This is a genomic window from Streptomyces sp. NPDC034037 (assembly GCF_055575715.1).
In genome coordinates this window covers 565,645-588,810 of sequence record NZ_JBVISC010000006.1, presented here as the reverse complement: position 1 = coordinate 588,810, position 23,166 = coordinate 565,645, and the positions used below count along the sequence as shown (strand labels likewise).

Sequence of the window (23,166 nt, the reverse complement as noted above, 5' to 3'; positions counted from 1 at the left end):
CGGCATCCATTCCTCATGACACCCACCGATGTCCCATGCAGCGGGGAGACCACTGTGGAAAACCACACCGCAACCAACTGGACGCTGACCCGTACCTCACGGGCCCACGCCGGGAGCCGGGCCGAGCACGCGGCGATCATCTGCGAAGGCCGCACCACCACGTACGGGAAGCTGCACCGGGACAGCAACCGCGCGGCCCACGCCCTGCGCGACGCGGGCATCGGACCGGGCGACCGGATCGCCTACCTGGGCCGCGAGTCGGAGAACTACTACCTCACGATCCTCGCCTGCGCGAAGGCCGGCGCCGTCCTCGTCCCGGTCAACTGGCGCCTCACGCAGGGCGAGGTGGACCACATCCTGCGCGACTCGGGCGCCGTGCTCCTCTTCGTCGACGACGAGTTCTGGGAGACCGCCGACCGCGTCAAGCCGCAGCTGCCGGGGCTGCGCACGATCGTGCGCGTCGACGGCACCGACAGCGAGGGTGAGCCGGCGCGCGGCACCGGGCTGCCCGCCTGGTACGCCAACCACCCCACCACCGACCTGGAGCCGGGCACCGGACCCGACGACGCGGTGGTGCAGATCTACACCAGCGGCACCACCGGCCTGCCCAAGGGCGCGGTCCTCGCCCACCGCAGCTTCTTCACGCTGCCCGCCGCGATGCGCGAGCACGGCGCCAACTGGCTCGACTGGCTGCCGGACGACGTCAGCCTGATCTCCCTGCCGGGCTTCGGCATCGCCGGCATCGGCTGGTTCATGCACACCTTCAACGCCGGTGCCACCAGCGTGATCATGCCGCAGTTCATCCCCCAGGAGGCGGTGCGGCTCATCCGGGAGCACCGGGTCACCATCACCTTCGCGGCGCCCGCCATGCTCCAGATGATGATGGCCGAACGCGGCGCGGGCCCGGCCGCGTTCGCCTCGATGCGCAAGATCGCCTACGGGGCGGCGCCGATGTCCGAGCCACTGCTCGAACGCTGCCTGGCGGTGTTCGGCTGCGAGTTCGCGCAGATATACGCCAGCACCGAGACCGGCAGCGTCGCGGTCTGCCTGCCCCCCGAGGCGCACCGCCCCGGCACCCGGCTCCTGAAGTCGGTCGGCAGACCCTGCCCCGGCAACGAGGTGAAGGTCATCGGCCCCGACGGCGAGACCCTGCCGCCCGGCGAGACCGGCCAGATATGCATCCGCACCCCCTCCCGCATGCTCGGCTACTGGAACCTCCCCGAGGCCACCGAGCGCACGATCGTGGGGGAGTGGCTGCACATGGGCGACGCCGGCTACCTCGACGAGGACGGCTATGTGTACCTGCGCGACCGCATGAACGACACGATCATCGTGGCCGGGCAGAACATCTACCCCGCCGAGGTCGAGAAGGCGCTCGCCGCCCACCCGGCCGTCTCCGACGCCGCCGTCGTCGGACTGCCCGACCCGCACTGGGGCGAGGCGGTGCACGCCGTCGTCGTCCTGCGGCCCGGCGCCACCGTCAAACCCCGCGAACTGCTCGTCGCGCTGCGCGCACACCTCGCCGACTACAAGATCCCGAGCGCCTTCCACTTCGCCGACGACCTGCCGCGCAACCCCTCGGGCAAGATCCTGCGCCGCGCCGTGCGGGAGCGGCTGAGCGCCGAGGCGCCGCCGGCGACCGAACGCCTGAGCCTGCCCGTCCAGCGCCGCGCCTCGGCGCAGCAGGCGTCGCTGCCGCCACAGCGCCAGCACGCCTGACGCACGGGCCGCACGCCGAAGACGTACACCCCCGGACGCATCCACCGGACGCACGGACCAGACGCACGGACCAGACGCACCAGCGGACCCCCACGAAACGGAGTACCCCATGCAGTCATCAGCCGGGCCCCTGCGCATCGGCATCCTGCTGCCCACCCGGGAGCAGGCCATCAACGGCACCTACGCCGCCGCCCCGCTGCTCGACTTCGCCCGGCAGGCCGAGGCGCTCGGCTTTGACTCGCTGTGGGCGGGCGACTCGCTGACCGCCCGGCCGCGCCTGGACCCGCTGGTGGTGCTCTCCGCGGCCGCCGCCGCCACCAAGCGCATCACGGTCGGCACGGCCGCGCTCACCCCCGCCCTGCGCCACCCGCTCATCGGCGCCAACATGATCGCGAGCCTGGACCACGTGGCCGCCGACCGGCTGGTGCTCGGGCTCGGCTCCGGTTTCCCGATGCCCGAGACCGAGGAGGAGTTCGCCTCGGTCGGGGCGTCCTTCGCCGGGCGGGTGGGGCGGCTGGACGAGATCACCGCGCTGTGGCGCACCGCCTGGCGCTCCGGCGAGGAGGGCAACCCCTGCGACTTCGACGGCAGGTTCTGGCAGGCCGAACGCCTGGAGCGGCTGCCCAAGCCGGCCTCGCCCGGCGGCCCGCCGCTCTGGCTGGCCGGCAGCGACACCCCGAAGGTGCTCGCCCGGGTCGCCGAGAAGTACGACGGCTGGCTGCCGTTCCTGCCCGACGCCGAGGCGTACGGCAGGGCCCGCGCCCGGATCGCCGAACTCGCCGAGGCGGCGGGCCGCGCCCCGGACGCGGTGACGCCCGCGCTGTACGCGACGGTCACCGTCAACCGCGACGAGGCGGCGGCCAAGGCCGAGCTGGAGCACTACATCGAGCACTACTACGGGCGCTCCCTGGAGCAGATGTCGGCCATCCAGGCCTATGGCTGGGGAAGCGCCGAGAGCTGCGCCGAGTGGCTCGGCGCCTATGTGCGCGCCGGCGCCCGCCACCTGGTCATCCGGGTCGGCTCGCTCGACCCGGAGCCGCAGTTGAAGGAGATCGCCGAGGTGCTGCTGCCCGCGGTACGCGCCATCGGGGAGACCACGAACGTTGGGAGAACACAGTCGTGACCAGTGCCACCGCCACCGCCACCGCCCTGGGCCAGGAGATGTCCGCCGCGGGCGAGTGGTTCCACCCCGCCGAGCCGTCGCAGGACGCCTCCGTACGGCTGTTCATGCTGCCGCACGCGGGCAGCGGCGCCATCATCTACCGCGACTGGGAGCGGCTGCTGCCCGCGGACATCGCCCCGCAGGCGGTGACCTTGCCCGGGCGCCACAACCGCCGCGAGGAGATGAGTTACGAGGAGTGGGAGCCGCTGCTCGACGCGCTCCACGAGGCCGTCCTGGACGACCTGGACGAGCGGCCCTTCGCGTTCTTCGGGCACTGCCTGGGCGCGCAGCTGGCGTTCCGGCTCACCATCCGCATGGAGGCCGAGAGCGGCCCCTCGCCGCTGCTGGTCGGCATGTCCGGCTGGTCGCCCGAGGGCTTCTTCCAGCCGACGGAGGAGCAGAGCCGGATGCCGGACCCCGAACTCGTGGAGTGGATCAAGAAGTTGGGGTCGTTCCCCGCCGCGGTCTACGACAACCCGGAGATGCTCGCGCTCGTCGTGCCCGCGCTCCGCGCCGACCTGCGGGTCGCCGCCCAGTACGTCGACGACGGCGCGGGCACCAGCTGCCCGCTGGTCTCCTACGGCGGCGCGTCCGACCCGCTGATGGAGCGCCCGGACGCCATGACGCACTGGGCCGAGCGCAGCCCGCGCTACCTGGGGCACAGCGAGTACCCGGGCGGCCACTTCTACATCGACAGCCACGCAGAGGCCGTCACCACGCATTTCGCCCAGCGGCTCCAGCGGCTCGTCGCCGCCTCGGCGCGCTGAGCCCTAGTCAGGAAGGTCGGTCATGACCACCGAAGCGGAAATCACGGGCGTACAGGCCCCACTCCTCGTGCCAGAGGCAGCACCGCCGGGCGAGGCCACGGCGGCCAAGCCCTCCTATGGGGCGCTCCTGGTCGTCCTGGCCGGCCTCTTCGTCACGAACCTCGACTTCTTCATCGTCAACGTGGCGATCCCCTCGCTCCAGGCGAACATGCACGCCACGGCGGCGGACATCCAGCTCATCGCCGTCACGTTCACCATCGGCCTGTCCGCGCTGCTGATCACCGGCGGCCGGCTGGGCGACATCTACGGAAGGCGCCGGGTCTACTCGGTCGGCGTGGCGGTCTTCACCCTCGCCTCGTTCGCCTGCGGCATCGCCCAGAACATGGCGGAGCTGATCGTGGCCCGCGGCGTCCAGGGCGCCGCCGCCGCCCTGGTCATCCCCCAGGTCCTCGGCATCCTGACGACCACCTACGCGGGCAAGCACCGGGCCGTGGCGTTCAACGCGTACGGCGTCGCGCTCGGCGCGGCCGCCGTCTTCGGGCAGCTGATCGGCGGTCTGCTGATCAAGGCCGACGTGTTCGGCTGGGACTGGCGGACCATCTTCCTGATCAACGTGCCGATCGGCGTGCTCGTCCTCGTCCTCACCCCGAAGCTGGTGCCGGAGTCGAAGTCCGAGGGCCGCACCGGGATCGACCTGGTCGGTGTCCTGCTGGTCACGGCCGGACTCACCGCGGTCGTGCTGCCGCTGGTCATCGGCCGCGAGGAGGGCTGGCCGGCCTGGACGTGGCTGTGCATGGCGGCGGCCGTACCGCTGCTCGCCGCGTTCTGGGTCAGCCAGCGCAGGCTCGCGGCGGGCGCCAAGTCGCCGCTGGTCAACCCGTCCCTGTTCCGGGACCGCGCGTTCACCGTCGGGTCCGTCACCATCCTCGTGTACTTCTCGGTGATGGCGTCCTTCTTCCTGGTCCTCGCGCTCTACCTCCAGCAGGGGCGCGGCACCTCGGCGCTGGAGTCGGGCCTGCTCTTCGTGCCGCTGGGCCTCGGGTTCTTCGTCGCCTCGGCGATGGCGCCCAAGTTCGCCGCCAAGCTGGGGCGGCAGGCGCTCGCGCTGGGCGCGCTGGTCGTGGCCGCGGGTGACATCGCCTTCGCGCAGACGGCCTCCCACCTCGGCACCACGGGCTCGGTCGGCTGGTGCGTGCCGGCCATGGTGGTCTGCGGCTTCGGCATGGGCCTCGTGGTCGCCCCGCTCACCTCCCTGGTCCTCGAAGGCGTGGCGCCCGGGCACGCGGCGGCGGCCTCCGGGGTGTTCTCCACCGGGCAGGAGATGGGCAACGCCCTGGGCATCGCGGTGATCGGCGTCATCTTCTTCAACCAGGTGGGCGAGCACCCCTCGGCGCAGGGCTACACCGACGGGTTCGGACTCAGCCTGTACGCCCAGGCCGGCGTCTGCGTCCTGGTCGCGATCCTGGTGCAGTTCCTTCCGCGCAAGGCCGAAAAGGTCTGACCGCGCGCCCGGAAACGGGCGGTCCCCACGGCGGGTGCCCCGGAGCCTCTGGCTCCGGGGCACCCGCCGTTCGCATGCCCGCGACCGGCCGCCGATACGTGTTACAGGCATGTTTCCCGTGCAGGTCAGAGGCGGTGTACGCGGGTGTCGCCAAGGCCCTGGGAGGGTCAGTCCGGCGTCAGAGGAGCATCAGGGGTTTCGGCCAGCATGACGGAAAGGAATCAGCCACAACCCAGGGGGGGAATTCATGGCGGTCACACCTGTCATATCCGAGGTACAAGAGCGTCTCGACACCTGGCCCATGCCGCGCACCTGCCCGTATGCGCCGCCGGACGCCTACGCCGAACTGCGTAGGGGCGCACCCGTCAAGGTGCGGATCAGGACAGGAGAGGCCTGGCTGGTCACCCGCTACGCGGACGTTCGCGCCATTTTGGCCGACACGCGTTTCAGCTCGGACGACACGCTGCCCGGCTTCCCCGTCCGCATACAACTGCCGCCCGCGCCCCGGGTGATGTCGTTCACGCGCATGGACGGCCCGGAGCACGGCCGGCTGCGCCGCATGGCGATGACGGAGTTCACCGCCCGCCGCACCCGCGCCCTGCGGCCCTCCGTGGAGCTGCTGGTGGAGCGCCTCGTCGACGAGCTGGAGCGGGGGCCGCGACCGGTCGACCTGGTGGCGCGCTTCTCCGTACGGCTGCCCTCCCTGGTGATCGCCCGCATGCTGGGCGTCCCGGAGGCCGACGAGTGCGACTTCACGGAGCTGAGCCAGGCCGTGCTCTCCCAGGACGCCACCCCCGAGGAGATCTACGCGGCCTTCGTGGAGATGACGGGCTACCTGGACGAACTGATCCGGCGCAAGGGCCGCGAGCCGCAGGAGGACCTGCTCAGCCGCCTCGCCACGCAGTACGTCGCGACGGGCGAGCTGTCCCACGACGACCTGGTGGCCATGGCGCGGCTCTTCCTGGTGGCCGGCCACGAGACGACGGCCCACCAGCTCAGCCTCAGCGTGCTGAGCCTGCTGCGCGAGCCCGAGCAGCTGGAGCAGCTGCGCGGCGACCCGTCGCGGTTCGCCCCGGCCGTCGAGGAGCTGCTGCGCTACTGGTCCATCACCCAGGACAACCAGGTCCGTGTCGCCGTCGCCGACGCGGAGATCGGCGGCGCGCACATCGCGGCGGGCGACGGCGTGATCCTCGCCTACCCCGGCGCCAACCACGACGAGACGGTCTTCCCGGACGCCGACCGCCTCGACCTGACGCGCGACGCGAGCCGGCACATCGCCTTCGGCCACGGCCCGCACCTGTGCCCGGGCGCCTCCCTGGCCCGCATGGAGCTGGAGGTCGCCCTGCGCGCCCTGGTGGGCCGCTTCCCGGGCCTGCGCGTCGCGGACGTGCCCGGCGCGGTCTCCTTCCGCGAGAACACCATCAACTACGGGCTGAACTCCCTGCTCGTGACCTGGTAGGACCACCCGGCCGACGTCAGGCGGACGTCAGATCCGTGTCAGCGCCCGGTGAAAGAGTCGTTCGCAGGTGCTACCAGATCAAGGAGTACGCCCGTCATGGCCGACAGCAGCGACGCCGCGGTCCCCACCAGGGCCCTGGTCATAGCCAATCCCGCATCCGGCAGCCACAGCCCCGAACTGGTGCGTGACGTCGAGGAACTGTGCTCCGCCCACCTGTCCCACACCGAACGGCACCTCACCACCGCCCCCGGGGACGCGACCGCCTTCGTGCGCCGCGCCCTGGAGCGGACCGAGGGGGCGCCGGACCTCGTCGTGGCCATCGGGGGCGACGGCACGGTCCGCGAGGTGGTGCAGGGCCTCGCCGAATCCGCCGGGCGCGCCGCGCTCATGGTGGTGCCCGGCGGCACCGGGAACTCCGGGTACAAGATGCTCTGGGGCGAGCAGCCCTGGACCGAGTCCCTGAAGGCGGTCCTCGCCGACTCCGGGCCGGGCGGCAGCGCCCGGCTGCGCCACCTGGACCTGGCGCGGCTCGCCGAGACCGGCAACTGCGTCTGCCTGGGCGCCTGCACCGGGGTGATCGCCGACGCGCTGATCACCGCGAAGGGCATCGCGCTCAGCGGCCGCGAGCTGTACGCCCGCGCGTTCGCCGAGACGGCCGAGGCCTACGTCCCGTACCCGGGCCGGGTCGTGGTGGACGGGAAGGTGGTCCACGAGGGCCCGACCGTCCTCGCCAACGTCGGGGGCGGCCGCTACCGCGGCGGCCGGTTCCTGGTCCTGCCCGACTCGGTGCTCGACGACGGACTGCTCGACGTCTGTGTCATCGGTGACGGCGTCGCCGCCACCGAGGTGCCCGGACTGACCCTGGAGGCGGCGCACATGGCGCATCCGGCGACCGTGTACGCACGCGGCCGCAAGATCACCGTCGAGCGCACCGACGGCGGACGGCTGCCTCTGGAGCACGACGGCGAGTACCAGCACGGGATCGGCTCCTCGGCCACCTTCGATGTGCTCCCCGGAGCGCTCGCCGCCTGGGCGTCGGCGCGAGACGAGCTCTGACCGCACGCCCGGCCCCTCTTTCCTCATGTCCCTTACCACCTGACTGCTTTCTCTCTCCAAGGAGTCCTCATGAGCGACCTCAACAACACCGTCACCCGCTACCTGGCCATCTGGAACGAGGCGGACGCCGACAAGCGCGCCGCGGCGATCGCCGAGCTGTTCACGGCGGACGCCCCGTACATCGACCCGATGGCGGCCGTCGAGGGCCACGAGGGCATCGGCGCGGTCATCGCCGGCGCCCGCGACCAGTTCAAGGGCCTCGGCTTCGAGCTCATCGGCACCGTCGACACCCACCACAACCTCGCCCGCTTCCAGTGGGGCCTGGTGACCGAGCCCGGCGCCGAGCCGATCGCCATCGGCTTCGACGTCGCGGTCACCGCCGAGGACGGCCGCATCAAGGGCGTCTACGGCTTCCTGGACAAGGTCCCCGCGGCCTGATCACCCCCGCGGCGGCGGTACGTCATCGGCGTACCGCCGCCGCGGCACTCACCGGCCCGGCGGCCGTGCCGCCCGGCCCGCACAGGAAAGGCACGGTGCGTCACATGTCGGCAGTCCTCGCCGAACGGGTGGCCCGGACACTGTGCGAGCAGTGGGAGCCGCCCCGGCCCACGGCGGCCCGCGCCGCCACGGACACACCGCTGCGCGAACTCTCCCGATGGGCCGCGCGGCTGCGCCCCCAGGACGTGCCCTGCCGAGTCCTGAAGCTCGCCGCGAGCCAGGTCCTGTCGCAGGTCGCCTCCATCAGGGCGGGCCTCGCCCATCCGCTGGGCCGCAAGCTCGTGGCCGCGTTCGGCCATCCCATGCAGCGCGACCCGCGTGCCGCGGCGGGCGTCTTCGCCGCCCTCGGCTCCTGGCTCAACCTCGACGACACCGCGTACGCCGGGCATCTGTCGAACTCGACCGTCGCGGTGCCCCTCGCCTTCGCCTACGCCCGCAAGCTCGACGGGCTCTCGCTGCTGACCGCCGTCGTCGCGGCCAACGAGTGCGCGGCCCGCATCACCGCCTCCGCGACCCTCGGTCCGCTGCGCGGGCAGAGCGCCGTGCACACCCATCTGGCGGGCGCGGTCGCCGGCCGGCTGCACTGCGACCGGGCGCCCGCCTCGCAGTGGGAGGACGCCTTCGGCCTGGCCTTCGCCATGCCCAACTGGCCGCTGATGCGCGCCTTCCTGGCCAGCGACGCCCGGCTGTTCAACACCTTCACGCCCGTACGCACCGCCATGGACGCCTGTGACGCGGCCGCCGCCGGGCTGCGCGGCGCCCCCGACATCATCGAGCACCAGGACGGCTTCCTGGCCCGCTTCGCCACCGTGCCGCTGCCCCAGGCCGTCGCCAAGGGGCTGGGCAGCCGCTGGCACACCGACACCCTGTCGTTCAAGATGCACCCGGGTGGCCCCGGCATCGACGCCGCCGTGGACTGCGCGATGGAGATACACCGGGAGCTGGGCTCCCTGCGCCCGCAGGACGTGGCGGAGATCGTCGTGGAGGCGTCGCTGTACACGCTGTTCGCGGGGGAGCGCGCCGCCCAGTACGTCAACGGGCCGGGGTCCCCCCTCGGCGCGCTCGTCCTCGACGTGCCCTACCCGGTCGCCACCACGCTGCTGACCGGGGAGTTCTCGGTGGACGACTTCTCCTCGCCGCGGCTGGACGACCCCGACCGCTGGGCGCTGGCCCGCCGCGTGCGCCTGGAGCACGACACGCGGATGACCCGTGAACTCTTCCTGTCCGACGCCCCGTTCGGCGAGGCGGTGCGCGAGGCGGGCCCGCTGGCCACACCGTGGCTGCGCGGCTTCGGCGGGGACGAACTGGTGGACCTCATCGGGGACCTGGGCGCCGCGGGCGCGGACTTCTCCCGCTCGACGAAGGCCACCGGGGCCCGGGTCACCGTACGGCTGACCGATGGGCGCACGGTCACGCGCGGGCGCCTCATCCCGGTCGGCGCGGCCGGTCCCGACACGCGGGTGCGGCACTCGGAGATGGTGCGCGAGAAGTTCCTGGCCGTCGGCGGCTCCACGCAAGTGGCCGACGCCGTCGGCGCGTTGCACCGGATGCGGCCGCGCGGGGTGCGCCGCTGGATCGAGGCGGCCTTCCTGGACTGACCGCCGGGCCGTGAGCGCACGGAAGCCGTACGCTCGTCGGCACACGGGTCAGGACGCCACCCGGTGGGTGGTCAGGAAGACATCGATGATCTCCCGCACCCGGTCGACGACGTCCTGGCGGTTGGCCTGGACCCAGGAGATGTGCTGGGCGCCGAAGAGCGCGGCCCGCAGCACCCGGGCCAGCGCGGCCGGATCGGCGGTCTCCAGCGTCCCCGCCTTGTCGCAGTTCGCCAGGAGTTCGGCCAGCAGGTCGGTGAAGCCCACGTAGGGCACCGGCATGTCGCCCTTGATGTAGGGGCGTTCGATCTGGAGCCGGGAGCCGGCCTTGATGTAGTCGTCGTCACGGAAGCCGCAGGCCACCGCCATCAGGACGTCCACCACCGTCTGGGGCGAGGACGGGTCGCCGTCCAGGACGGGGGCGATGATCTCGTTCAGCCGCCGGTAGAACTCGTCGGCCACGGCGACGGCGATCGCCTCCTTGTTGGCGAAGTGGAAGTACACGGCCCCCTTGGTCAGCTCCGCCTTGTCGGCGACGTCCTTGATGGTGACGGCGGGGAAGCCGGTGTCGGCGAAGACCGAGGCCGCCGCGTCCAGGATCGTCCTGCGGGTGTGGATGGCCCGCTCCTGCTTGAGGTGCGAGGTGTCGTCGGAGAGGGAGCCGGCCGGGAGGGGGGCCAGCGGTGCCTTGCGTTCTTTGCTCATGGGCTTCCATATCGTGCTGAGTCGATCGGATCGGACAACTGCTCGGTACGCAGGGGTGGTTGATGATGACCGCACGTGGTGACAACCCTTGAAATATACCTTCTCGCAGGTATATTAATTCCCGGGCAGCAAGGCTTCACACGCCTGTTCTCTGGCAAGAGTTCGTCCTGATTTGGGGGGAAGCGTTGTCTCGGATGTCGGTCGTACTCACGGATGATTCCAGAAACGGGGAGGCCTCATCAATGGATCCCACGGTCCCTGGTCTCACCTTTCTCAGACCCGTGCCGCGCGAGCTGGTGCACCGCAGCTCGATCGCGGAGGTCTTCGTCACGGACGGCTGTCGCGTAAGCGACAGCCGTTTCTCTGTCGCGGCCCAGTGGCCGCGCGATCACGCGCTCTACCATCCTGACGGGCAGGGTTTCAGCGATCCGATGCTGTTCGCCGAGACCATCCGCCAGGCCCTGCTCTACGTGGCCCACGAGTACTGCGAGGTCCCGCTGGGGCACCGCTTCGTCGGCCGCGACCTGTCCTTCGACATCACCGACCCGGCCGCCCTGCGGATCGTCGGTGTCCCCGTCCCGGTGGTCCTCGACGTGCGGTGGACCTGGGAGGAGGGGCGCCCCAGGGGGGCCAGGATCGACGTCCGGCTGCTGGTCGACGGCGTGCAGTGCGGCAGCGGCACCCTGCGGGTCTTCGTGCTGGACGACAGGCGGTACGGGCTGCTGCGCCGGATGGCGTGGGGCGGCGACACCCCGCCCGTCCCCGTCGCGCGCAGCACCTCGGCCACGCCGCTCGTGCCGCCGCGCCGCGTGGGCCGGCTGCGCTGGAAGGACTGTGTCCTGGAGCGCTGCTGGCCGGACGGGGACTGGCAGCTGCGCCTCGACCGCGACCACGCGGTGCTCTTCGACCACCCGACCGACCATGTGCCGCTGATGGTCCTGATGGAGGGCTTCCGGCAGCTGGGCCACCTCTGTGTGCACGAACAGGTCGAGGAGCCCGACCAGGTGTTCGCGCTGGTCGGCTCCCAGGTGGAGTGCGCGGCCTTCGCGGAGCTGGACGCGCCGATCCGGCTCGTCGTCGAGCAGAGCGTGCCGGGCGCCGGGGCGACGGACCCCTTCCGGCTGCGGGTCGCGGCCCTCCAGGGGGACACCCTGCTGGCGCGCACCGACATGATGTGGGCGGGCATGGGGCCCTGCCCCGCCCCGCCGGCGGTGGGCCGCTGGCCCGAGCCGGCCTCACTGACAGGCTTTGCGCCGTAGGGCCTGGGCCAGCACGTTCCACATGGCGGCCACCCGGCCGCCCGACTCCGGCCGGTCACCGGCGGAGCCCATCCAGAACACACCGAAGAAAGCGGCCACGAGCAGGTCGGCCACGGCCTTGGCGGACGCCGAGGCATCCCAGCGACCCTCCTGCTGTACCTCGCCCACCAGCCGGCGCACGACGGAGTGCGTCTCCTCCAGCAAGGCGGCGGTGACCCCTGAGGCCTGAGCGGTCTCCAGGGTCAGTCTCAGCGCGGCACGGGCACGGACGTCGCCCTGGAAGAGCTCTCCCAGGGTGAGCATGAGGGTACGCAGTCGGTCGAACGCCGGGCCGGTGGCGGCCCTCGCCTCACCCAGGGGGAGTTCGACCGCGCTGGACAGGTGGGTGGAGAGCACGGCGGCCAGCTCCTCCTTGTTGGAGAAGTGGCCGTAGAGGGCGCCCTTCGTCAGGCCGATCTGATCGGCGATCTTCTGCAGGTTGGTGTTCGCGTACCCGTATCGCGCGAACTCGTAGGCGGCGGCGTCCAGGACGGCGTCGTATGTGCGCAAGGCCCGTGCTTGCTTCGGCAAGGTGCACACCTCCTTCACTGGGATCGAGTGGCGAGGGGACCGGCGGCCATAAAGATACGTTCAAGAACGAATTCTAATCGGTGCGAGAGGTGTATGCCACAGATGTTTCCGTCACAGAGTTCACCAGTAGGACATCAGCGACCCAGCAGCCTCGCGCTGTCCCCGGCCGCCGTCGCGAGCGCCGCGAGGTCCGCGGCCGTCCACACCCACCACGCCGACCGGGAGCACCGGTTGCACGAGGAGACCGCGGGGCTGCTGACCCGTGCCGGCTTCGCCCGGCACTTCGTGCCCCGCGCCTGGGGCGGCACGGAAGGCACCTTCGACGCGCTCCTCGACGCGGCCGCCACGGTCGGCGCGGGCTGCGCCTCGGCCGCGTGGTGCGGCGCCCTGTGGGCCGCGCACGGCAGATTCGCCGCCTACCTGCCCCCCGACGGCCAGCGCGACCTCTGGGCCGACTCGCCCGACACACGGATCACCGCGGTGATGAGCGCCTCGGGCGAGGCCACGCCCACCCCCGACGGCTGGCTGCTGAGCGGCAGCTGGGCCTACGCGAGCGGCGTGGACTACGCGGACTGGCTGCTGCTCACCTCCACCGAACCGGCCGCACCCGGCGAACCGGTCGGCCGCTGCCGGGTGTTCGCCCTCCCGCGCGCCCAGGCGACCGTCCTGGACACCTGGCGGCCCGACGGCATGCGCGGCACCGGCAGCCAGACCGTCGTCGTCGAGTCCGTCCCCGTACCCCACCACCGCTCCTTCCTGATGGCCGACCTGACCGCCGGCACGCCGGGTCCCGGGCGCGCCCGCTGCCACACCGTCCCCGCGCAGCTCGGCGGCGGCCTCCTGTTCTGCGGCCCCGCGCTGGGCGCCGCGCGCCACGCCCTCGAGGAGTGGTCGCGGTGGGCGGCCCGCGCCGCGCTGGCCCTGCCCGAGGCGGGCGCGCTGCGGCTGCACCGGGTCCTCGCCCTCTCGGCGGACGAGATCGAGGCCGCGGGCCTGCTGCTGCGGGACGCCGCCCACCGCGCCGACGCCGCCACCTGGACCGAGCGGGACGTCGCCCGCAACCGGCGCGTCGCGGCCTCCGTCGTCGGGCTGCTCGCCCGCGCGGTGGAGCGGCTGCACCGCACCGGCGTCCCCGCCGGCCCGCCGGCCCCGGCCGCGGTCGAGCGGTGCCGCCGCGACGTGCGCACCGTGGCGGGCCACCGGATGCTGCGCCGCGAGCAGGCGGCGGTCGACTACGCGCGCAGCGTCTTCTCCGAACTGTCCGAGGAACTCACCGAGGTCACCGCCACCGCGCGGGACCTGGCACCGGAGGTGCCCCATGCCGAGGTCTGAACGCCCCCGTCTGGTCTTCTCCGACGTCGACGAGACGCTGATCACCGGCAAGAGCCTCTTCGACTTCCACGCCTACTACGCGACGGGCCGCCACGGCGCCGAGGGTACTCTGCGCGCCGCCCGGCTCCGCGAGGACCTCCTCGCGAGATCGGCGGCGGGCCTGCCGAGGGCGCAGGCCAACCGCGCCTACTACCGGGCCTGGCGGGGCGAGCCCGTGGCGGCGGTCGAGGAGTGGGCCCGCCGCTGGTTCGCCGAACGCAGCGCCGCCGAGGGCTTCTACGTCCGCGACGTCGTCACCGAGCTGCGGCGGCACCGCGCCGAGGGCGCCACCATCGCCCTGGTCTCCGGCTCGTTCCGGCCCCTCCTGGAACCCCTCGCCGAGGCGGTCGGCGCCGAACACGTCTTGTGCGCGCGCCCGGAGCGGTGCGGCCGCGTCTACACCGGCGCGCTCCTCGGCGCCCCGGTCATCGGCGACGAGAAGCGCCGCCTGGTGCGCGAACTGCTCTCCCGGCACGCGCACATCGACCCGGCCGACTGCTACGGCTACGGCGACGACGTCTCGGACCTGCCGATGCTCTCCGAGGTGGGACACGCGGTGCTGGTCGCACCGCACCGCTGACAGCCCTTCCCGGCATGTCCGGCTCACACGGCGCGGTCGGTGACCCGATCCCGGCCGTGTGACTGGACGCGCACCATGTGGTCGAGTTCCGCGACACAAGCACCGCACGCGTACAGGTCGCCCGTCGCACCGGGCGTACGGACGGAGCCGACCCACAGCACGCGCACGCCCTGGCGTCGGCAGTACAGCCAACAGGTGCCGGCCACCCACCGGTTGCCGTCGTCCGTCCGCGCGACGAGCGGCCACGCGTCCCGCCACGGCCGCGCGGTGGCCGGCGCGAACGTCACGCCGTGCCCCGCTCGCGGCGCGGCGCCCCCTTGACGTGCAGAAAGCCCTCGGCCCGCTCGATCTCGCGCGCCACCTCGTCGTACTCCTGGGGCACCGAGGAGATCATCGACCGCCACGCGGTGAGCACCGCCCCGGCGTCGCCGCTGCGCACCCGCTCGACGGCCCGCTCCAGCCCGTCGCGTCCGTGCGGCGGCAGCAGCCCCACGCGCTCCTCGATGACCTCCGTGCTGTGCCAGCCGAACATCCCGGCGTACTCCGCGCACTCCTGACGCGACGTCGTGATGTCCGTCGTGGGCGCGCCGCACAGATGGATCACGCAGCGGAACCGCTCCATGGACCGGCGTCCTTCGGCGGCGCGCTCACCCCGTGCCCGGCGTCAGGCGAGCGCCGCGGCCGCGAGCCCCGTCCGCGCTCCCGCGCCGCACAGCGGGACCACCGCCGAGTGCTCGCCGAGCGCCCCGTCCCGGACGGCGGCCCAGCAGGCGACGCCGGTCGGTTCGACGTACAGGCCGCGTGCGGCCAGATCCCGCTGGGCGGCGGCCACCTGCTCCTCCGTCACGGTGAGGAAGGCGCCGCCCGAATCGCGTACGGCCCGCAGGATCTGCCGCGCCCGGGGCGGGCGGGGGATCGCGATGCCCTCCGCCGTGGTGGGCGCCGCCGGCGTCTCGCCCACCAGGTCGTCGGCGCCGGCCCGCCAGGCCGCGGCGAGCGGGGCGACCGCCGCGGCCTGCACCGCGTACAGCGCCGGAGCCTTCGCGATGAGCCCCGCCGCGTGCAGTTCCCGCACCGCGAGCGCGGCGCCGAGCAGCAGCGTGCCGTTGCCGACGGGCAGCACGAGGGTGTCGGGCAGCCGGCCGCCGAGGTCCTCCCACAGTTCGTGGACGTAGGTCTTGGTGCCCTGGAGGAAGTAGGGGTTGTGGACGTGCGAGGCGTAGAACGTGCCGGGCAGGTCGGCGGCGGCCCGGGCCGCGCGGGCCGTCGCCTCGCGGTCGCCGTCGACCACTTCGAGCCGCGCCCCGTGCGCGCCGATCTGCTCCAGCTTCTTGGCCGACGTGCCGGCGGGGACGTACACGGTGCAGGGCAGCCCGGCCCGGGCGCAGTACGCGGCGAGGGCCGTGCCCGCGTTGCCGCTGCTGTCGGCGATGACCAGGTCGGGCCCGAGGCGGTGCGCGAGGGCGGCGAGCACGACCGCGCCCCGGTCCTTGAAGGAGAGCGTCGGCATCAGGAAGTCCACCTTGGCCCGCACGCCGCCGGTCAGCTCCACCAAGGGCGTACGGCCCTCGCCGAGGGAGATCGCGGGCAGGGGCAGCGGCAGGCACTCGGCGTACCGCCACAGCGAGTTGACGCGGCCGGCCAGGGACGTGAGCGGCGCCGGGGTGGGGGAGAAGTCCAGGTCGAGGGGGCCGCGGCAGAGCGGACAGGCCCATTCGAGCGAGCCGGCGAGGACGCGGGTCCCGTCGACGGGGCAGAAGCAGTCGGGCAGCGCGGCCGCGGGGCCCGCATGGTTCATGACGGTCATGCGCGCAGGCTAGGCCGTACCCGTACCGCCTTTGCGTCAGGCCGACCGCCCACGCACCCCCGAATCAGCCATGTCTGACGCCACGTCAGACCAGTCGTGGGGCGGATGAGGCCGACGAGGTGGGGCGGGCGGGGCCCATCCGGTCGTGGGCCTTGTGGGATTCCTATGGATCAGCCAATCTTTCGTCCCGACGGAGGCGGGCCCCGTGGGGTCGGACGGCATACGCGTACGCCCGTATTGACATGCCCCTGACGATCACATGGACGCCTCCGCGCGTGTGGGCACCACCCGTTCGACTTCCCCCACCAGCGCACCACCTATTGAGGAGGACCCCTCAGATGGCAGTGATGCGTCATGCCCGCCGAAGACTGGCCGGGATCAGCGCGACAGCGGTCGCGGCCCTCGCCCTCGGCGTCGTCTCCGCCGTCCCCGCCGACGCCCGGCCGGACCGCGCCGAAGGCAGGATCGAGAACGCCGGCGCCCCCGGCACGATCAAGAACAGCTACATCGTGAGCCTCGGCAAGGACGCCCCGAAGGCGCGCTCGGCCGCCGGCAAGGCCCTCGCCCAGCGGTACGGCGCCGAGATCGAGCGCACCTACGACAGGGCGCTCAACGGCTACGCGGTGGAGCTGACGGAGGCCGAGGCGAAGCGGTTCGCCGCGGACCCGGCGGTCGACGCCGTCGTCCAGAACCGGACGTTCACTGTCTCCGCGACCCAGAGCAACCCGCCCTCCTGGGGCCTGGACCGCATCGACCAGAAGGCGCTCCCGCTGGACCAGAAGTACACCTACCCGGACTCCGCGGGCGAGGGCGTCACGGCGTACGTCATCGACACGGGCCTGCGCGTCACCCACAGCGACTTCGGCGGCCGCGCCTCCTACGGCTACGACGCCATCGACAACGACAACACCGCGCAGGACGGCCACGGCCACGGCACGCACGTCGCCGGCACCGTCGCGGGCACCCTGCACGGCGTCGCGAAGAAGGCCAAGGTCGTCGGCGTCCGCGTGCTGAACAACCAGGGTTCGGGCACCACCGCCCAGGTCGTCGCGGGCATCGACTGGGTGACCAAGAACGCCGTCAAGCCCGCCGTCGCCAACATGTCGCTCGGCGGCGGCGCCGACAGCGCCCTCGACACGGCCGTACGCAACTCCATCGCGTCCGGCATCACCTACGCGGTCGCGGCGGGCAACGAGTCCACCGACGCCTCGACCAAGTCGCCCGCGCGCGTGACGGAGGCCATCACCGTCGGCGCCACGACCAACACCGACGCCAGGGCCAGCTACTCCAACTACGGCAGCGTCCTCGACATCTTCGCCCCCGGCTCCTCGATCACCTCGTCGTGGAACACCGGTGACTCGGCGACCAACACCATCTCCGGTACGTCGATGGCCTCCCCGCACGTGGCGGGCGCGGCGGCGATCTACGTCGGCCAGAACCCCTCGGCGACCCCGGCGCAGGTCTCCACCGCGCTGGTCAACGCCGCCTCCACCGGCGTCGTCACCAACCCCGGCACCGGCTCGCCCAACCGCCTGCTGAACGTGACCGGCGGCACCACGAACCCGCCCGGCCCGAAGTTCACCAACGACACCGACTACGCGATCGCGGACAACGCCACGGCCGAGTCGCCCGTGACCGTGACCGGCGTCGCGGGCAACGCGCCCGCGGCCCTGAGCGTGCCGGTGACCATCCAGCACACCTACATCGGCGACCTCCAGGTCCAGCTGATCGCCCCCGACGGCACCGCCTACACCCTCAAGGCGTACGGCACCGGCGGCAGCGCGGACAACATCAACACCACGTACACCGTGAACGCCTCCTCGGAGACGGCCAACGGCACGTGGAAACTGCGCGTCAGCGACAACGCGGCGCAGGACACCGGCAAGATCGACTCCTGGGGTCTGCAGTTCTGAGTGACCTCGCCCCCGGATGACCCGCTCGCCCTCGTGGCACGGCTCAGGTCCCCCACCCCTGGCCCGCCGCGAGGGCGAGAGGCATATCCGGGCAAGCGTCCTGCGTAAAGACCTGCGGGGTCAGAAATCATCACTTCGAGTGATTCCTTGGCCTTGGGTTGCGGGCGACAACCCACGGTTGCCAGGCTGTAGCTGTCTGTCAACCTGATGGGAGTGGCCAGTGACTTTCGGTGAGCAGCCGGCGTATCTGCGGGTCGCGGGTGATCTCCGCAAGAAGATCGCCGACGGTTCGCTGCCGCCGCACACCCGCCTCCCCTCGCAGGCCAGGATCCGCGAGGAGTACGGCGTGTCCGACACGGTCGCCCTGGAGGCGCGCAAGGTCCTGATGGCCGAGGGCCTGGTCGAGGGCCGCTCCGGTTCGGGCACGTATGTGCGTGAGCGCCCCGTCCCCCGCAAGATCGCCCGCACGGGCTACCGCGCGGTGGACGGCGGCTCCACCCCCTTCCGCCAGGAGCAGGCCGCCGAGGGCGCGCGCGGCACCTGGGAGTCCCGCAGCGAGCAGGCCGACGCGAGCGCCGCCATCGCCGAGCGCCTCGGCATCCGCGCCGGCGAGCGCGTCATGTGCACCAAGTACGTCTTCCGGGACGGAGGGGAGGCCATGATGCTCTCCACGTCCTGGGAGCCCCTCGCCGTCACCGGCCGCACCCCCGTGATGCTCCCCGAGGAGGGCCCGCTGGGCGGCTGCGGCGTGGTGGAGCGGATGGCGGCCATCGACGTGGTGGTGGACAACGTCGCGGAGGAGGTCGGCGCCCGCCCCGGCCTCGCGGAGGAGCTGACGGCCCTCGGCGGCGTCCCCGGCCATGTCGTCCTCGTCGTCTCGCGGACGTACTACGCCTCGGGCCGCCCGGTCGAGACCGCCGACATCGTGGTCCCCGCCGACCGCTACCGCATCGCGTACCACCTCCCCGTGAAGTGACCCCGCGCGCCGGCGGCCGCGCCCGCGCGCACCGTGGCCGATTGCCTACCTCCGCCGCCCCTGACGGGTATCTCTTCGTGCAAACGCGTATCCGCTGAGTAAAGGTCGGGCGTAGGCTCGGGCATATGCGGAGTGCGGTTTCCTTGGTGATCGAGGCGTGGCGCGCGCCGGGGCCGGCGAGCGGAGGGGCGCGATGAACGACGGGACGGATCTGCTGCCCTGGCTCGTCATACGGCAGGACGACAACGGCAACCGCTATCGCGTGGGCAGGTACGCGACGAAGGCGGAGGCCCAGAAGATCGCGGACAGCCTCGACGGGCGCGGGAACAAGCAGCTGTACTGGATCGAGAAGCTCAACCAGAACGCCTGACCGCCCCGCCCCTGCCCGCCGGCCGCCCTCTAGGCTCCGGCGCATGAACGAACGCATCGTGGTGGGCGCTGCCCTGTACGACGACGGACGCCTGCTCGCCGCGCGGCGCAGCGCGCCCCCCGAGCTGGCGGGCGGCTGGGAGCTGCCGGGCGGCAAGGTCGAGCCCGGCGAGCGGTGCGAGGACGCGCTGGCGCGCGAGCTGCGCGAGGAGTTGGGCGTCGAGGCGGAGATCACCGAGCGGGTGCCGGGCGAATGGCCGCTCCCCAAGGGGTACGTCCTTCGGGTGTGGCGGGCCCGCCTCGTCTCGGGCGTGGCCCACCCCCTCCAGGATCACGACGAACTGCGCTGGCTCGCCCCTGACCAGGTGTGGTCGGTCGACTGGCTGGCCGCCGACGTGCCCGCGGTGACGGCGGCGCTCGCCCTTCCGCACACCACGCGCTGACTCCGCCTACGCCGTTCGTGCCACAGTGCGCCCCAGTGCGCGGTAGAGCCGCCGTGATATCGGGTATGTGCCCATTAACCACCCGAAACCGGACAGGTTCTGCCTCTGGTCTGGAAGTGATCGGCGTGATCGACATCCAAGGCGACTGCGCCGAGTGGGACTTCCCCGCGGACCCCGGCGCCGTCCGCACCGCCCGCGCCGTCGTCCGCGACCAGCTCGGGACCTGGGGTCTCGCGCCCCTCGGCGACGTCACCGCCCTGCTCGTCAGCGAGCTGGTCACCAACTCCCTGCGGCACGCCTCCGGTCCCATCGGCGTACGCCTCGTACGCCCCGCCGATCCCCTGGGGACGCTCCTCGTGGAGGTGTCCGACCCGCTGCCCGACCCGCCCCTGGAGCGCGTCGCGGCCCTCGACGACGAGGGCGGGCGCGGGCTCCAGCTGGTGGCCCGCTCCTCGCGCCGCTGGGGTACCCGGCCGGGCCGTACGGGCAGGACGGGCAAGACGGTGTGGTTCGAGCTGGCGCTGCCGGGTTAGAAGACTGGCAGTGTGCGTAGAGCGTCGGGCACAAGAGCCGCACGGGCCAAAAAGCGTCGAGTCCGTGCTGTGATCGTGAACGCCGTGTGGCGCTGGTCCGTAGTGCTGGATACTGCGGTCAGCCGTACGCGGTGACCGGTGCCGGACGCGGTGAGCTGGAGGGGACGGTTCGCGTGAGCGAGATACCAGCGAAGGCGACGGAGCCCGAGGAGCCGTCGGGCGGTGCGCCCGGCTCCGGCGGGCTGCCCGCCCCCGGCGACAGGTCCGGCTCCGGCGACAGGTCCGGCGCCGGTCAGGGGGCCGGCTCCGGTGCGGGGTCCGTCGACGAGACCTGGCGGAGCAGCCCGCCCGGGTCGATATACGACCACATCCAGGTCGCCTCGTTCTCGATCGGCCCCGACGGCCTCGTCGACCAGTGGAGCGCCCGGGCCGAGCGCCTGTTCGGCGTGGCCGCGCGGGACGCCGTCGGCAAGGACCCCATCGAGGCCTTCGTGCCGCCGGAGCTGCGCGCGGGCGGCCACCGGAAGATGGCGGAGATCCTCGACGGGCGGGAGTGGACGGGCGTCGTCCCCTTCCGCCTGCCCGCGGACGCGGCAGCCGCCGGCCCCGGCCGGGAGCCCGTCACGGAGGGCGTCGCCGAGGTCTACGTCATGCCGACCGGGACGCGGGACGGCGAGCGGGCCGCGGTCTGCATCGTCGTCGACGTCCGGGCGCTGCGGCGGATCGAGACGGACCTCGCCGCCTCGCAGGCCATTTTCGGACAATCTCCCTTCGGCTTCCTGCTGTTCGGCACGGATCTGCGCGTCCAGCGTGCCAACCGCCGGTTCGCCGACGTCTTCGGCGGCGGCGCCGAGGACCACCGCGGCCGCACCGTCCACGACTATCTCCCGCGCCACGAGGCCGACCGCATGGCCGCCGCCCTGAAGCGGGTCCTGGAGACCGGCGAAGCGGTGACGGACATGCAGATCGTGGGCCCGGCGCCCGGCAGCACCGAGCGCAGGCACTGGTCGATCGACCTCTACCGCGTGCACAGCGGCGCGGGCCGCCCCATCGGCGTCGCGGGCCTCGGCACCGACGTCACCCGGCGGCACGCCGCCGCCCGCGAGGCCGCCCAGGCCCGCCGCAACCTCGCCCTCCTGAACGAGGCGGGCGCCCGCATGGGCAACTCCCTCGACCTGGAGACGACCGCCCGCGAACTCCTCGACGTCACCGTCCCCGGCTTCTGCGACCTCGCCTCCGTCGACCTCTACCAAGGCCTGCTCGCCGGCGACGAGGCACCGCCCGGCCTCGCCGACGGCAGCGCGGAACTACGCCGGGTCGCCTACGCCAGCGCCGTCGCCGACGTGCCGTTCCCGGACGGCGGCGCGCCCGTCGCCGTCGGGGCCGTGCACCGCTTCCCGTTCACCTCGCCCTGCGCCGAGGCCCTGCGCGCCGCCCGGCCCCGGCTGACCAGCGCCCGGGACGAGGAGTCCGCGAGCCGCCTCACCGGCGGGCTCATCCAGTCCACCCTCGCCGTGCCGATGGTCGCCCACGACACGGTGGTCGGCCTCGCCCAGTTCTCCCGTACCAAGGGCAGCGAGCCCTTCGGCGAGCGCGACCGCGCGCTCGCCGTCGAGCTGGCCGCGCGCGCCGCCGTCTGCATCGACAACGCCCGCCTCTACCGCCGCGAGCACGAGCGCGCGCTGATACTGCAGCGGTCCCTGCTCCCGCCCGGCGACCCCGAGGCCTCCGGCCTGGACATCGCCTGCCGCTACCTGCCGGGCAACGCGGCCACGGAGGTCGGCGGCGACTGGTTCGACGTCATCGAACTGCCCGGCCACCGCACCGCGCTGGTCGTCGGCGACGTCATGGGGCGCGGGCTGCGCGCCGCCGTCGCCATGGGCGAGCTGCGCACCGCCGTGCGCACCCTCGCCCTGCTCGACCTCGAACCGGCCGAGGTGCTCTCCGCGCTCGACGAGATCGCCCGCGGCCTCGGCAACCCCGCGGGCCCCCAGCAGAACACCCGCGCGGCCCGCAAGACGGCCGACGCCGACCTCAGCGAGGTCTACCTCGCCACCTGCGTCTACGCGGTCTACGACGCCGTCACCCGGCGCTGTACGTTCGCCAACGCCGGACATCTGCCGCCCGTCCTGGTCGAGTCCGGGGACCCCGACCGGCTCGCGCTCATGCTCGACGTACCCCCGGGCCTGCCGCTCGGCGTCGGCGGCGAACCCTTCGAGGACGTCGAGGTCGAACTGCCCGAGGGCGCCCTCCTCGCGCTCTACACCGACGGCCTCGTCGAATCCCGCGACCACCCGCTGGACGAGGGCCTGAACGCGTTCGTACGGGCCCTCGGCGACGCGCCGCCCGCCCTGGAGGACGTCTGCGACCACGTCCTGAACAGCCTCCACACCCACCACGGCGAGGACGACATCGCGCTCCTCATGGCCCGCGTCCAGGGCCTGCCCGCCGAGCATGTCGGCGACTGGACGCTGCCGCGCGACCCCAAGTCGGTGGGCCGCGCCCGGGAACTGGCCTGCGACCAACTGCGCGCCTGGGACCTGGAGCAGCTCTGCGACAACGCGGAACTGCTGGTCAGCGAGCTGGTCACCAACGCCCTGCGGTACGGCGAGGGCGAGATCAGGCTGCGCCTGCTGCTCGACCGCACCCTGGTCTGCGAGGTCTGGGACGGCGGCTTCGTCCAGCCCCGGCGCCGCCGGGCCCGCGACACCGACGAGGGCGGGCGCGGCCTCCAGCTGGTCGGCCTGCTCAGCGCCGCGTGGGGCTCGCGCAGGACACCACGCGGCAAGACGGTGTGGTTCGAACTCCCCCTCCCCGACGGCGAAACCGAACCAATGGACGCGGCAGAAGCCCTCCTGAGCCTCTTCTGACCCACCCCCGCCT

General features: G+C 72.8%; 22 protein-coding genes. 17 read left to right on the top strand and 5 right to left on the bottom strand.

The window, feature by feature from the left end; genetic code table 11:
- Window positions 1–15 precede the first annotated feature (15 nt).
- The 8 genes from ACZ516_RS23835 (at window position 16) to ACZ516_RS23800 (ending at window position 9,760) form a co-directional block, all read left to right on the top strand.
- A complete protein-coding gene (locus tag ACZ516_RS23835; protein ID WP_469011594.1) occupies window positions 16–1,719 on the top strand; it encodes a fatty acid--CoA ligase in 1,704 nt (567 codons plus the stop codon).
- A 109-nt stretch (window positions 1,720–1,828) separates the two neighbouring features.
- On the top strand, window positions 1,829–2,842 hold the full coding sequence (locus ACZ516_RS23830) for an LLM class flavin-dependent oxidoreductase (protein WP_358584367.1): 1,014 nt from the start codon (window positions 1,829–1,831) through the stop codon (window positions 2,840–2,842).
- A gap of 38 nt (window positions 2,843–2,880) precedes the next feature.
- On the top strand, window positions 2,881–3,648 hold the full coding sequence (locus ACZ516_RS23825) for a thioesterase II family protein (protein ID WP_358584390.1): 768 nt from the start codon (window positions 2,881–2,883) through the stop codon (window positions 3,646–3,648).
- A gap of 22 nt (window positions 3,649–3,670) precedes the next feature.
- Window positions 3,671–5,149, top strand: coding sequence for an MFS transporter (locus tag ACZ516_RS23820; protein WP_469011593.1), 1,479 nt, complete (start codon window positions 3,671–3,673; stop codon window positions 5,147–5,149).
- A 247-nt stretch (window positions 5,150–5,396) separates the two neighbouring features.
- Window positions 5,397–6,608, top strand: a complete 1,212-nt coding sequence (locus tag ACZ516_RS23815; RefSeq protein ID WP_469011592.1) for a cytochrome P450 — start codon at window positions 5,397–5,399, stop codon at window positions 6,606–6,608.
- A 96-nt stretch (window positions 6,609–6,704) separates the two neighbouring features.
- Complete coding sequence (locus tag ACZ516_RS23810) at window positions 6,705–7,664, top strand: diacylglycerol/lipid kinase family protein (RefSeq protein ID WP_469011591.1); 960 nt, start codon at window positions 6,705–6,707, stop codon at window positions 7,662–7,664.
- A 69-nt stretch (window positions 7,665–7,733) separates the two neighbouring features.
- Window positions 7,734–8,102, top strand: a complete 369-nt coding sequence (locus tag ACZ516_RS23805) for a nuclear transport factor 2 family protein (RefSeq protein ID WP_358584363.1) — start codon at window positions 7,734–7,736, stop codon at window positions 8,100–8,102.
- Window positions 8,103–8,206: 104 nt separating this feature from the next.
- Window positions 8,207–9,760 (top strand): MmgE/PrpD family protein, encoded by a 1,554-nt coding sequence (locus ACZ516_RS23800; protein ID WP_469011590.1) that lies wholly within the window; start codon window positions 8,207–8,209, stop codon window positions 9,758–9,760.
- Between the two features lie 48 nt (window positions 9,761–9,808).
- Here ACZ516_RS23800 and ACZ516_RS23795 read toward each other — a convergent pair whose 3' ends face one another.
- Window positions 9,809–10,462, bottom strand: a complete 654-nt coding sequence (locus ACZ516_RS23795) for a ScbR family autoregulator-binding transcription factor (RefSeq protein WP_361079687.1) — start codon at window positions 10,460–10,462, stop codon at window positions 9,809–9,811.
- A gap of 242 nt (window positions 10,463–10,704) precedes the next feature.
- Here ACZ516_RS23795 and ACZ516_RS23790 point away from each other — a divergent pair, with 242 nt between their 5' ends.
- Window positions 10,705–11,721 (top strand): ScbA/BarX family gamma-butyrolactone biosynthesis protein, encoded by a 1,017-nt coding sequence (locus ACZ516_RS23790; protein WP_358913677.1) that lies wholly within the window; start codon window positions 10,705–10,707, stop codon window positions 11,719–11,721.
- On the opposite strand, the gene ACZ516_RS23785 is transcribed toward ACZ516_RS23790, so the two are convergent.
- Window positions 11,698–12,300, bottom strand: a complete 603-nt coding sequence (locus ACZ516_RS23785; RefSeq protein ID WP_361079685.1) for a TetR family transcriptional regulator — start codon at window positions 12,298–12,300, stop codon at window positions 11,698–11,700. The two genes, ACZ516_RS23790 and ACZ516_RS23785, sit on opposite strands and share 24 nt — an antisense overlap.
- A gap of 93 nt (window positions 12,301–12,393) precedes the next feature.
- On the opposite strand from ACZ516_RS23785, the gene ACZ516_RS23780 reads away from it, so the two are divergent.
- Both ACZ516_RS23780 and ACZ516_RS23775 read left to right on the top strand, forming a co-directional pair.
- A complete protein-coding gene (locus tag ACZ516_RS23780) occupies window positions 12,394–13,623 on the top strand; it encodes an acyl-CoA dehydrogenase family protein (RefSeq protein ID WP_361079683.1) in 1,230 nt (409 codons plus the stop codon).
- Window positions 13,610–14,242 carry an HAD family hydrolase gene (locus tag ACZ516_RS23775; RefSeq protein WP_361079681.1) on the top strand — a complete coding sequence of 211 codons (633 nt, stop codon included), beginning with the start codon at window positions 13,610–13,612 and terminating at the stop codon, window positions 14,240–14,242. The genes ACZ516_RS23780 and ACZ516_RS23775 overlap by 14 nt, the downstream gene beginning before the upstream one ends.
- Before the next feature lie 23 nt (window positions 14,243–14,265).
- Here ACZ516_RS23775 and ACZ516_RS23770 read toward each other — a convergent pair whose 3' ends face one another.
- Genes ACZ516_RS23770 through ACZ516_RS23760 form a run of 3 tightly spaced genes read right to left on the bottom strand, consistent with a single transcriptional unit; the run spans window position 14,266 to window position 16,040 of the window.
- Entirely contained in the window at window positions 14,266–14,529 is a 264-nt protein-coding gene (locus ACZ516_RS23770) for a hypothetical protein (RefSeq protein ID WP_361079679.1), read from the bottom strand.
- Window positions 14,526–14,864, bottom strand: coding sequence for a hypothetical protein (locus tag ACZ516_RS23765; RefSeq protein WP_361079677.1), 339 nt, complete (start codon window positions 14,862–14,864; stop codon window positions 14,526–14,528). The genes ACZ516_RS23770 and ACZ516_RS23765 overlap by 4 nt, the downstream gene beginning before the upstream one ends.
- A gap of 42 nt (window positions 14,865–14,906) precedes the next feature.
- Entirely contained in the window at window positions 14,907–16,040 is a 1,134-nt protein-coding gene (locus ACZ516_RS23760) for a pyridoxal-phosphate dependent enzyme (RefSeq protein ID WP_469011616.1), read from the bottom strand.
- Between the two features lie 347 nt (window positions 16,041–16,387).
- Between ACZ516_RS23760 and ACZ516_RS23755 the strand changes: the two genes are divergently transcribed.
- From ACZ516_RS23755 to ACZ516_RS23730, 6 genes are all read left to right on the top strand, one after another.
- On the top strand, window positions 16,388–17,962 hold the full coding sequence (locus ACZ516_RS23755; RefSeq protein WP_361079675.1) for a S8 family peptidase: 1,575 nt from the start codon (window positions 16,388–16,390) through the stop codon (window positions 17,960–17,962).
- A 220-nt stretch (window positions 17,963–18,182) separates the two neighbouring features.
- Window positions 18,183–18,938, top strand: a complete 756-nt coding sequence (locus ACZ516_RS23750; RefSeq protein WP_469011589.1) for a GntR family transcriptional regulator — start codon at window positions 18,183–18,185, stop codon at window positions 18,936–18,938.
- A gap of 193 nt (window positions 18,939–19,131) precedes the next feature.
- Complete coding sequence (locus ACZ516_RS23745) at window positions 19,132–19,308, top strand: SPOR domain-containing protein (RefSeq protein ID WP_358588805.1); 177 nt, start codon at window positions 19,132–19,134, stop codon at window positions 19,306–19,308.
- A 43-nt stretch (window positions 19,309–19,351) separates the two neighbouring features.
- Window positions 19,352–19,750 carry a (deoxy)nucleoside triphosphate pyrophosphohydrolase gene (locus ACZ516_RS23740; protein WP_358588807.1) on the top strand — a complete coding sequence of 133 codons (399 nt, stop codon included), beginning with the start codon at window positions 19,352–19,354 and terminating at the stop codon, window positions 19,748–19,750.
- 116 nt (window positions 19,751–19,866) lie between these two features.
- Window positions 19,867–20,283 carry an ATP-binding protein gene (locus ACZ516_RS23735; RefSeq protein ID WP_358588808.1) on the top strand — a complete coding sequence of 139 codons (417 nt, stop codon included), beginning with the start codon at window positions 19,867–19,869 and terminating at the stop codon, window positions 20,281–20,283.
- Between the two features lie 131 nt (window positions 20,284–20,414).
- Window positions 20,415–23,153, top strand: a complete 2,739-nt coding sequence (locus ACZ516_RS23730; RefSeq protein WP_469011588.1) for a SpoIIE family protein phosphatase — start codon at window positions 20,415–20,417, stop codon at window positions 23,151–23,153.
- Window positions 23,154–23,166 lie beyond the last annotated feature (13 nt).

Excerpts from the sequence above, each read along its gene's own strand:
- ACZ516_RS23825 (WP_358584390.1), top strand. The coding sequence starts at position 2,881 with ATGTCCGCCGCGGGCGAGTGGTTCCACCCCGCCGAGCCGTCGCAGGAC.
- ACZ516_RS23795 (WP_361079687.1), bottom strand. The coding sequence starts at position 10,462 with ATGAGCAAAGAACGCAAGGCACCGCTGGCCCCCCTCCCGGCCGGCTCC.
- ACZ516_RS23805 (WP_358584363.1), top strand. The coding sequence starts at position 7,734 with ATGAGCGACCTCAACAACACCGTCACCCGCTACCTGGCCATCTGGAAC.
- ACZ516_RS23835 (WP_469011594.1), top strand. The coding sequence starts at position 16 with ATGACACCCACCGATGTCCCATGCAGCGGGGAGACCACTGTGGAAAAC.
- ACZ516_RS23810 (WP_469011591.1), top strand. The coding sequence starts at position 6,705 with ATGGCCGACAGCAGCGACGCCGCGGTCCCCACCAGGGCCCTGGTCATA.
- ACZ516_RS23755 (WP_361079675.1), top strand. The coding sequence starts at position 16,388 with ATGGCAGTGATGCGTCATGCCCGCCGAAGACTGGCCGGGATCAGCGCG.
- ACZ516_RS23830 (WP_358584367.1), top strand. The coding sequence starts at position 1,829 with ATGCAGTCATCAGCCGGGCCCCTGCGCATCGGCATCCTGCTGCCCACC.
- ACZ516_RS23745 (WP_358588805.1), top strand. The coding sequence starts at position 19,132 with ATGAACGACGGGACGGATCTGCTGCCCTGGCTCGTCATACGGCAGGAC.
- ACZ516_RS23765 (WP_361079677.1), bottom strand. The coding sequence starts at position 14,864 with ATGGAGCGGTTCCGCTGCGTGATCCATCTGTGCGGCGCGCCCACGACG.
- ACZ516_RS23740 (WP_358588807.1), top strand. The coding sequence starts at position 19,352 with ATGAACGAACGCATCGTGGTGGGCGCTGCCCTGTACGACGACGGACGC.
- ACZ516_RS23780 (WP_361079683.1), top strand. The coding sequence starts at position 12,394 with ATGTTTCCGTCACAGAGTTCACCAGTAGGACATCAGCGACCCAGCAGC.
- ACZ516_RS23790 (WP_358913677.1), top strand. The coding sequence starts at position 10,705 with ATGGATCCCACGGTCCCTGGTCTCACCTTTCTCAGACCCGTGCCGCGC.
- ACZ516_RS23820 (WP_469011593.1), top strand. The coding sequence starts at position 3,671 with ATGACCACCGAAGCGGAAATCACGGGCGTACAGGCCCCACTCCTCGTG.
- ACZ516_RS23775 (WP_361079681.1), top strand. The coding sequence starts at position 13,610 with ATGCCGAGGTCTGAACGCCCCCGTCTGGTCTTCTCCGACGTCGACGAG.
- ACZ516_RS23815 (WP_469011592.1), top strand. The coding sequence starts at position 5,397 with ATGGCGGTCACACCTGTCATATCCGAGGTACAAGAGCGTCTCGACACC.
- ACZ516_RS23760 (WP_469011616.1), bottom strand. The coding sequence starts at position 16,040 with ATGAACCATGCGGGCCCCGCGGCCGCGCTGCCCGACTGCTTCTGCCCC.
- ACZ516_RS23800 (WP_469011590.1), top strand. The coding sequence starts at position 8,207 with ATGTCGGCAGTCCTCGCCGAACGGGTGGCCCGGACACTGTGCGAGCAG.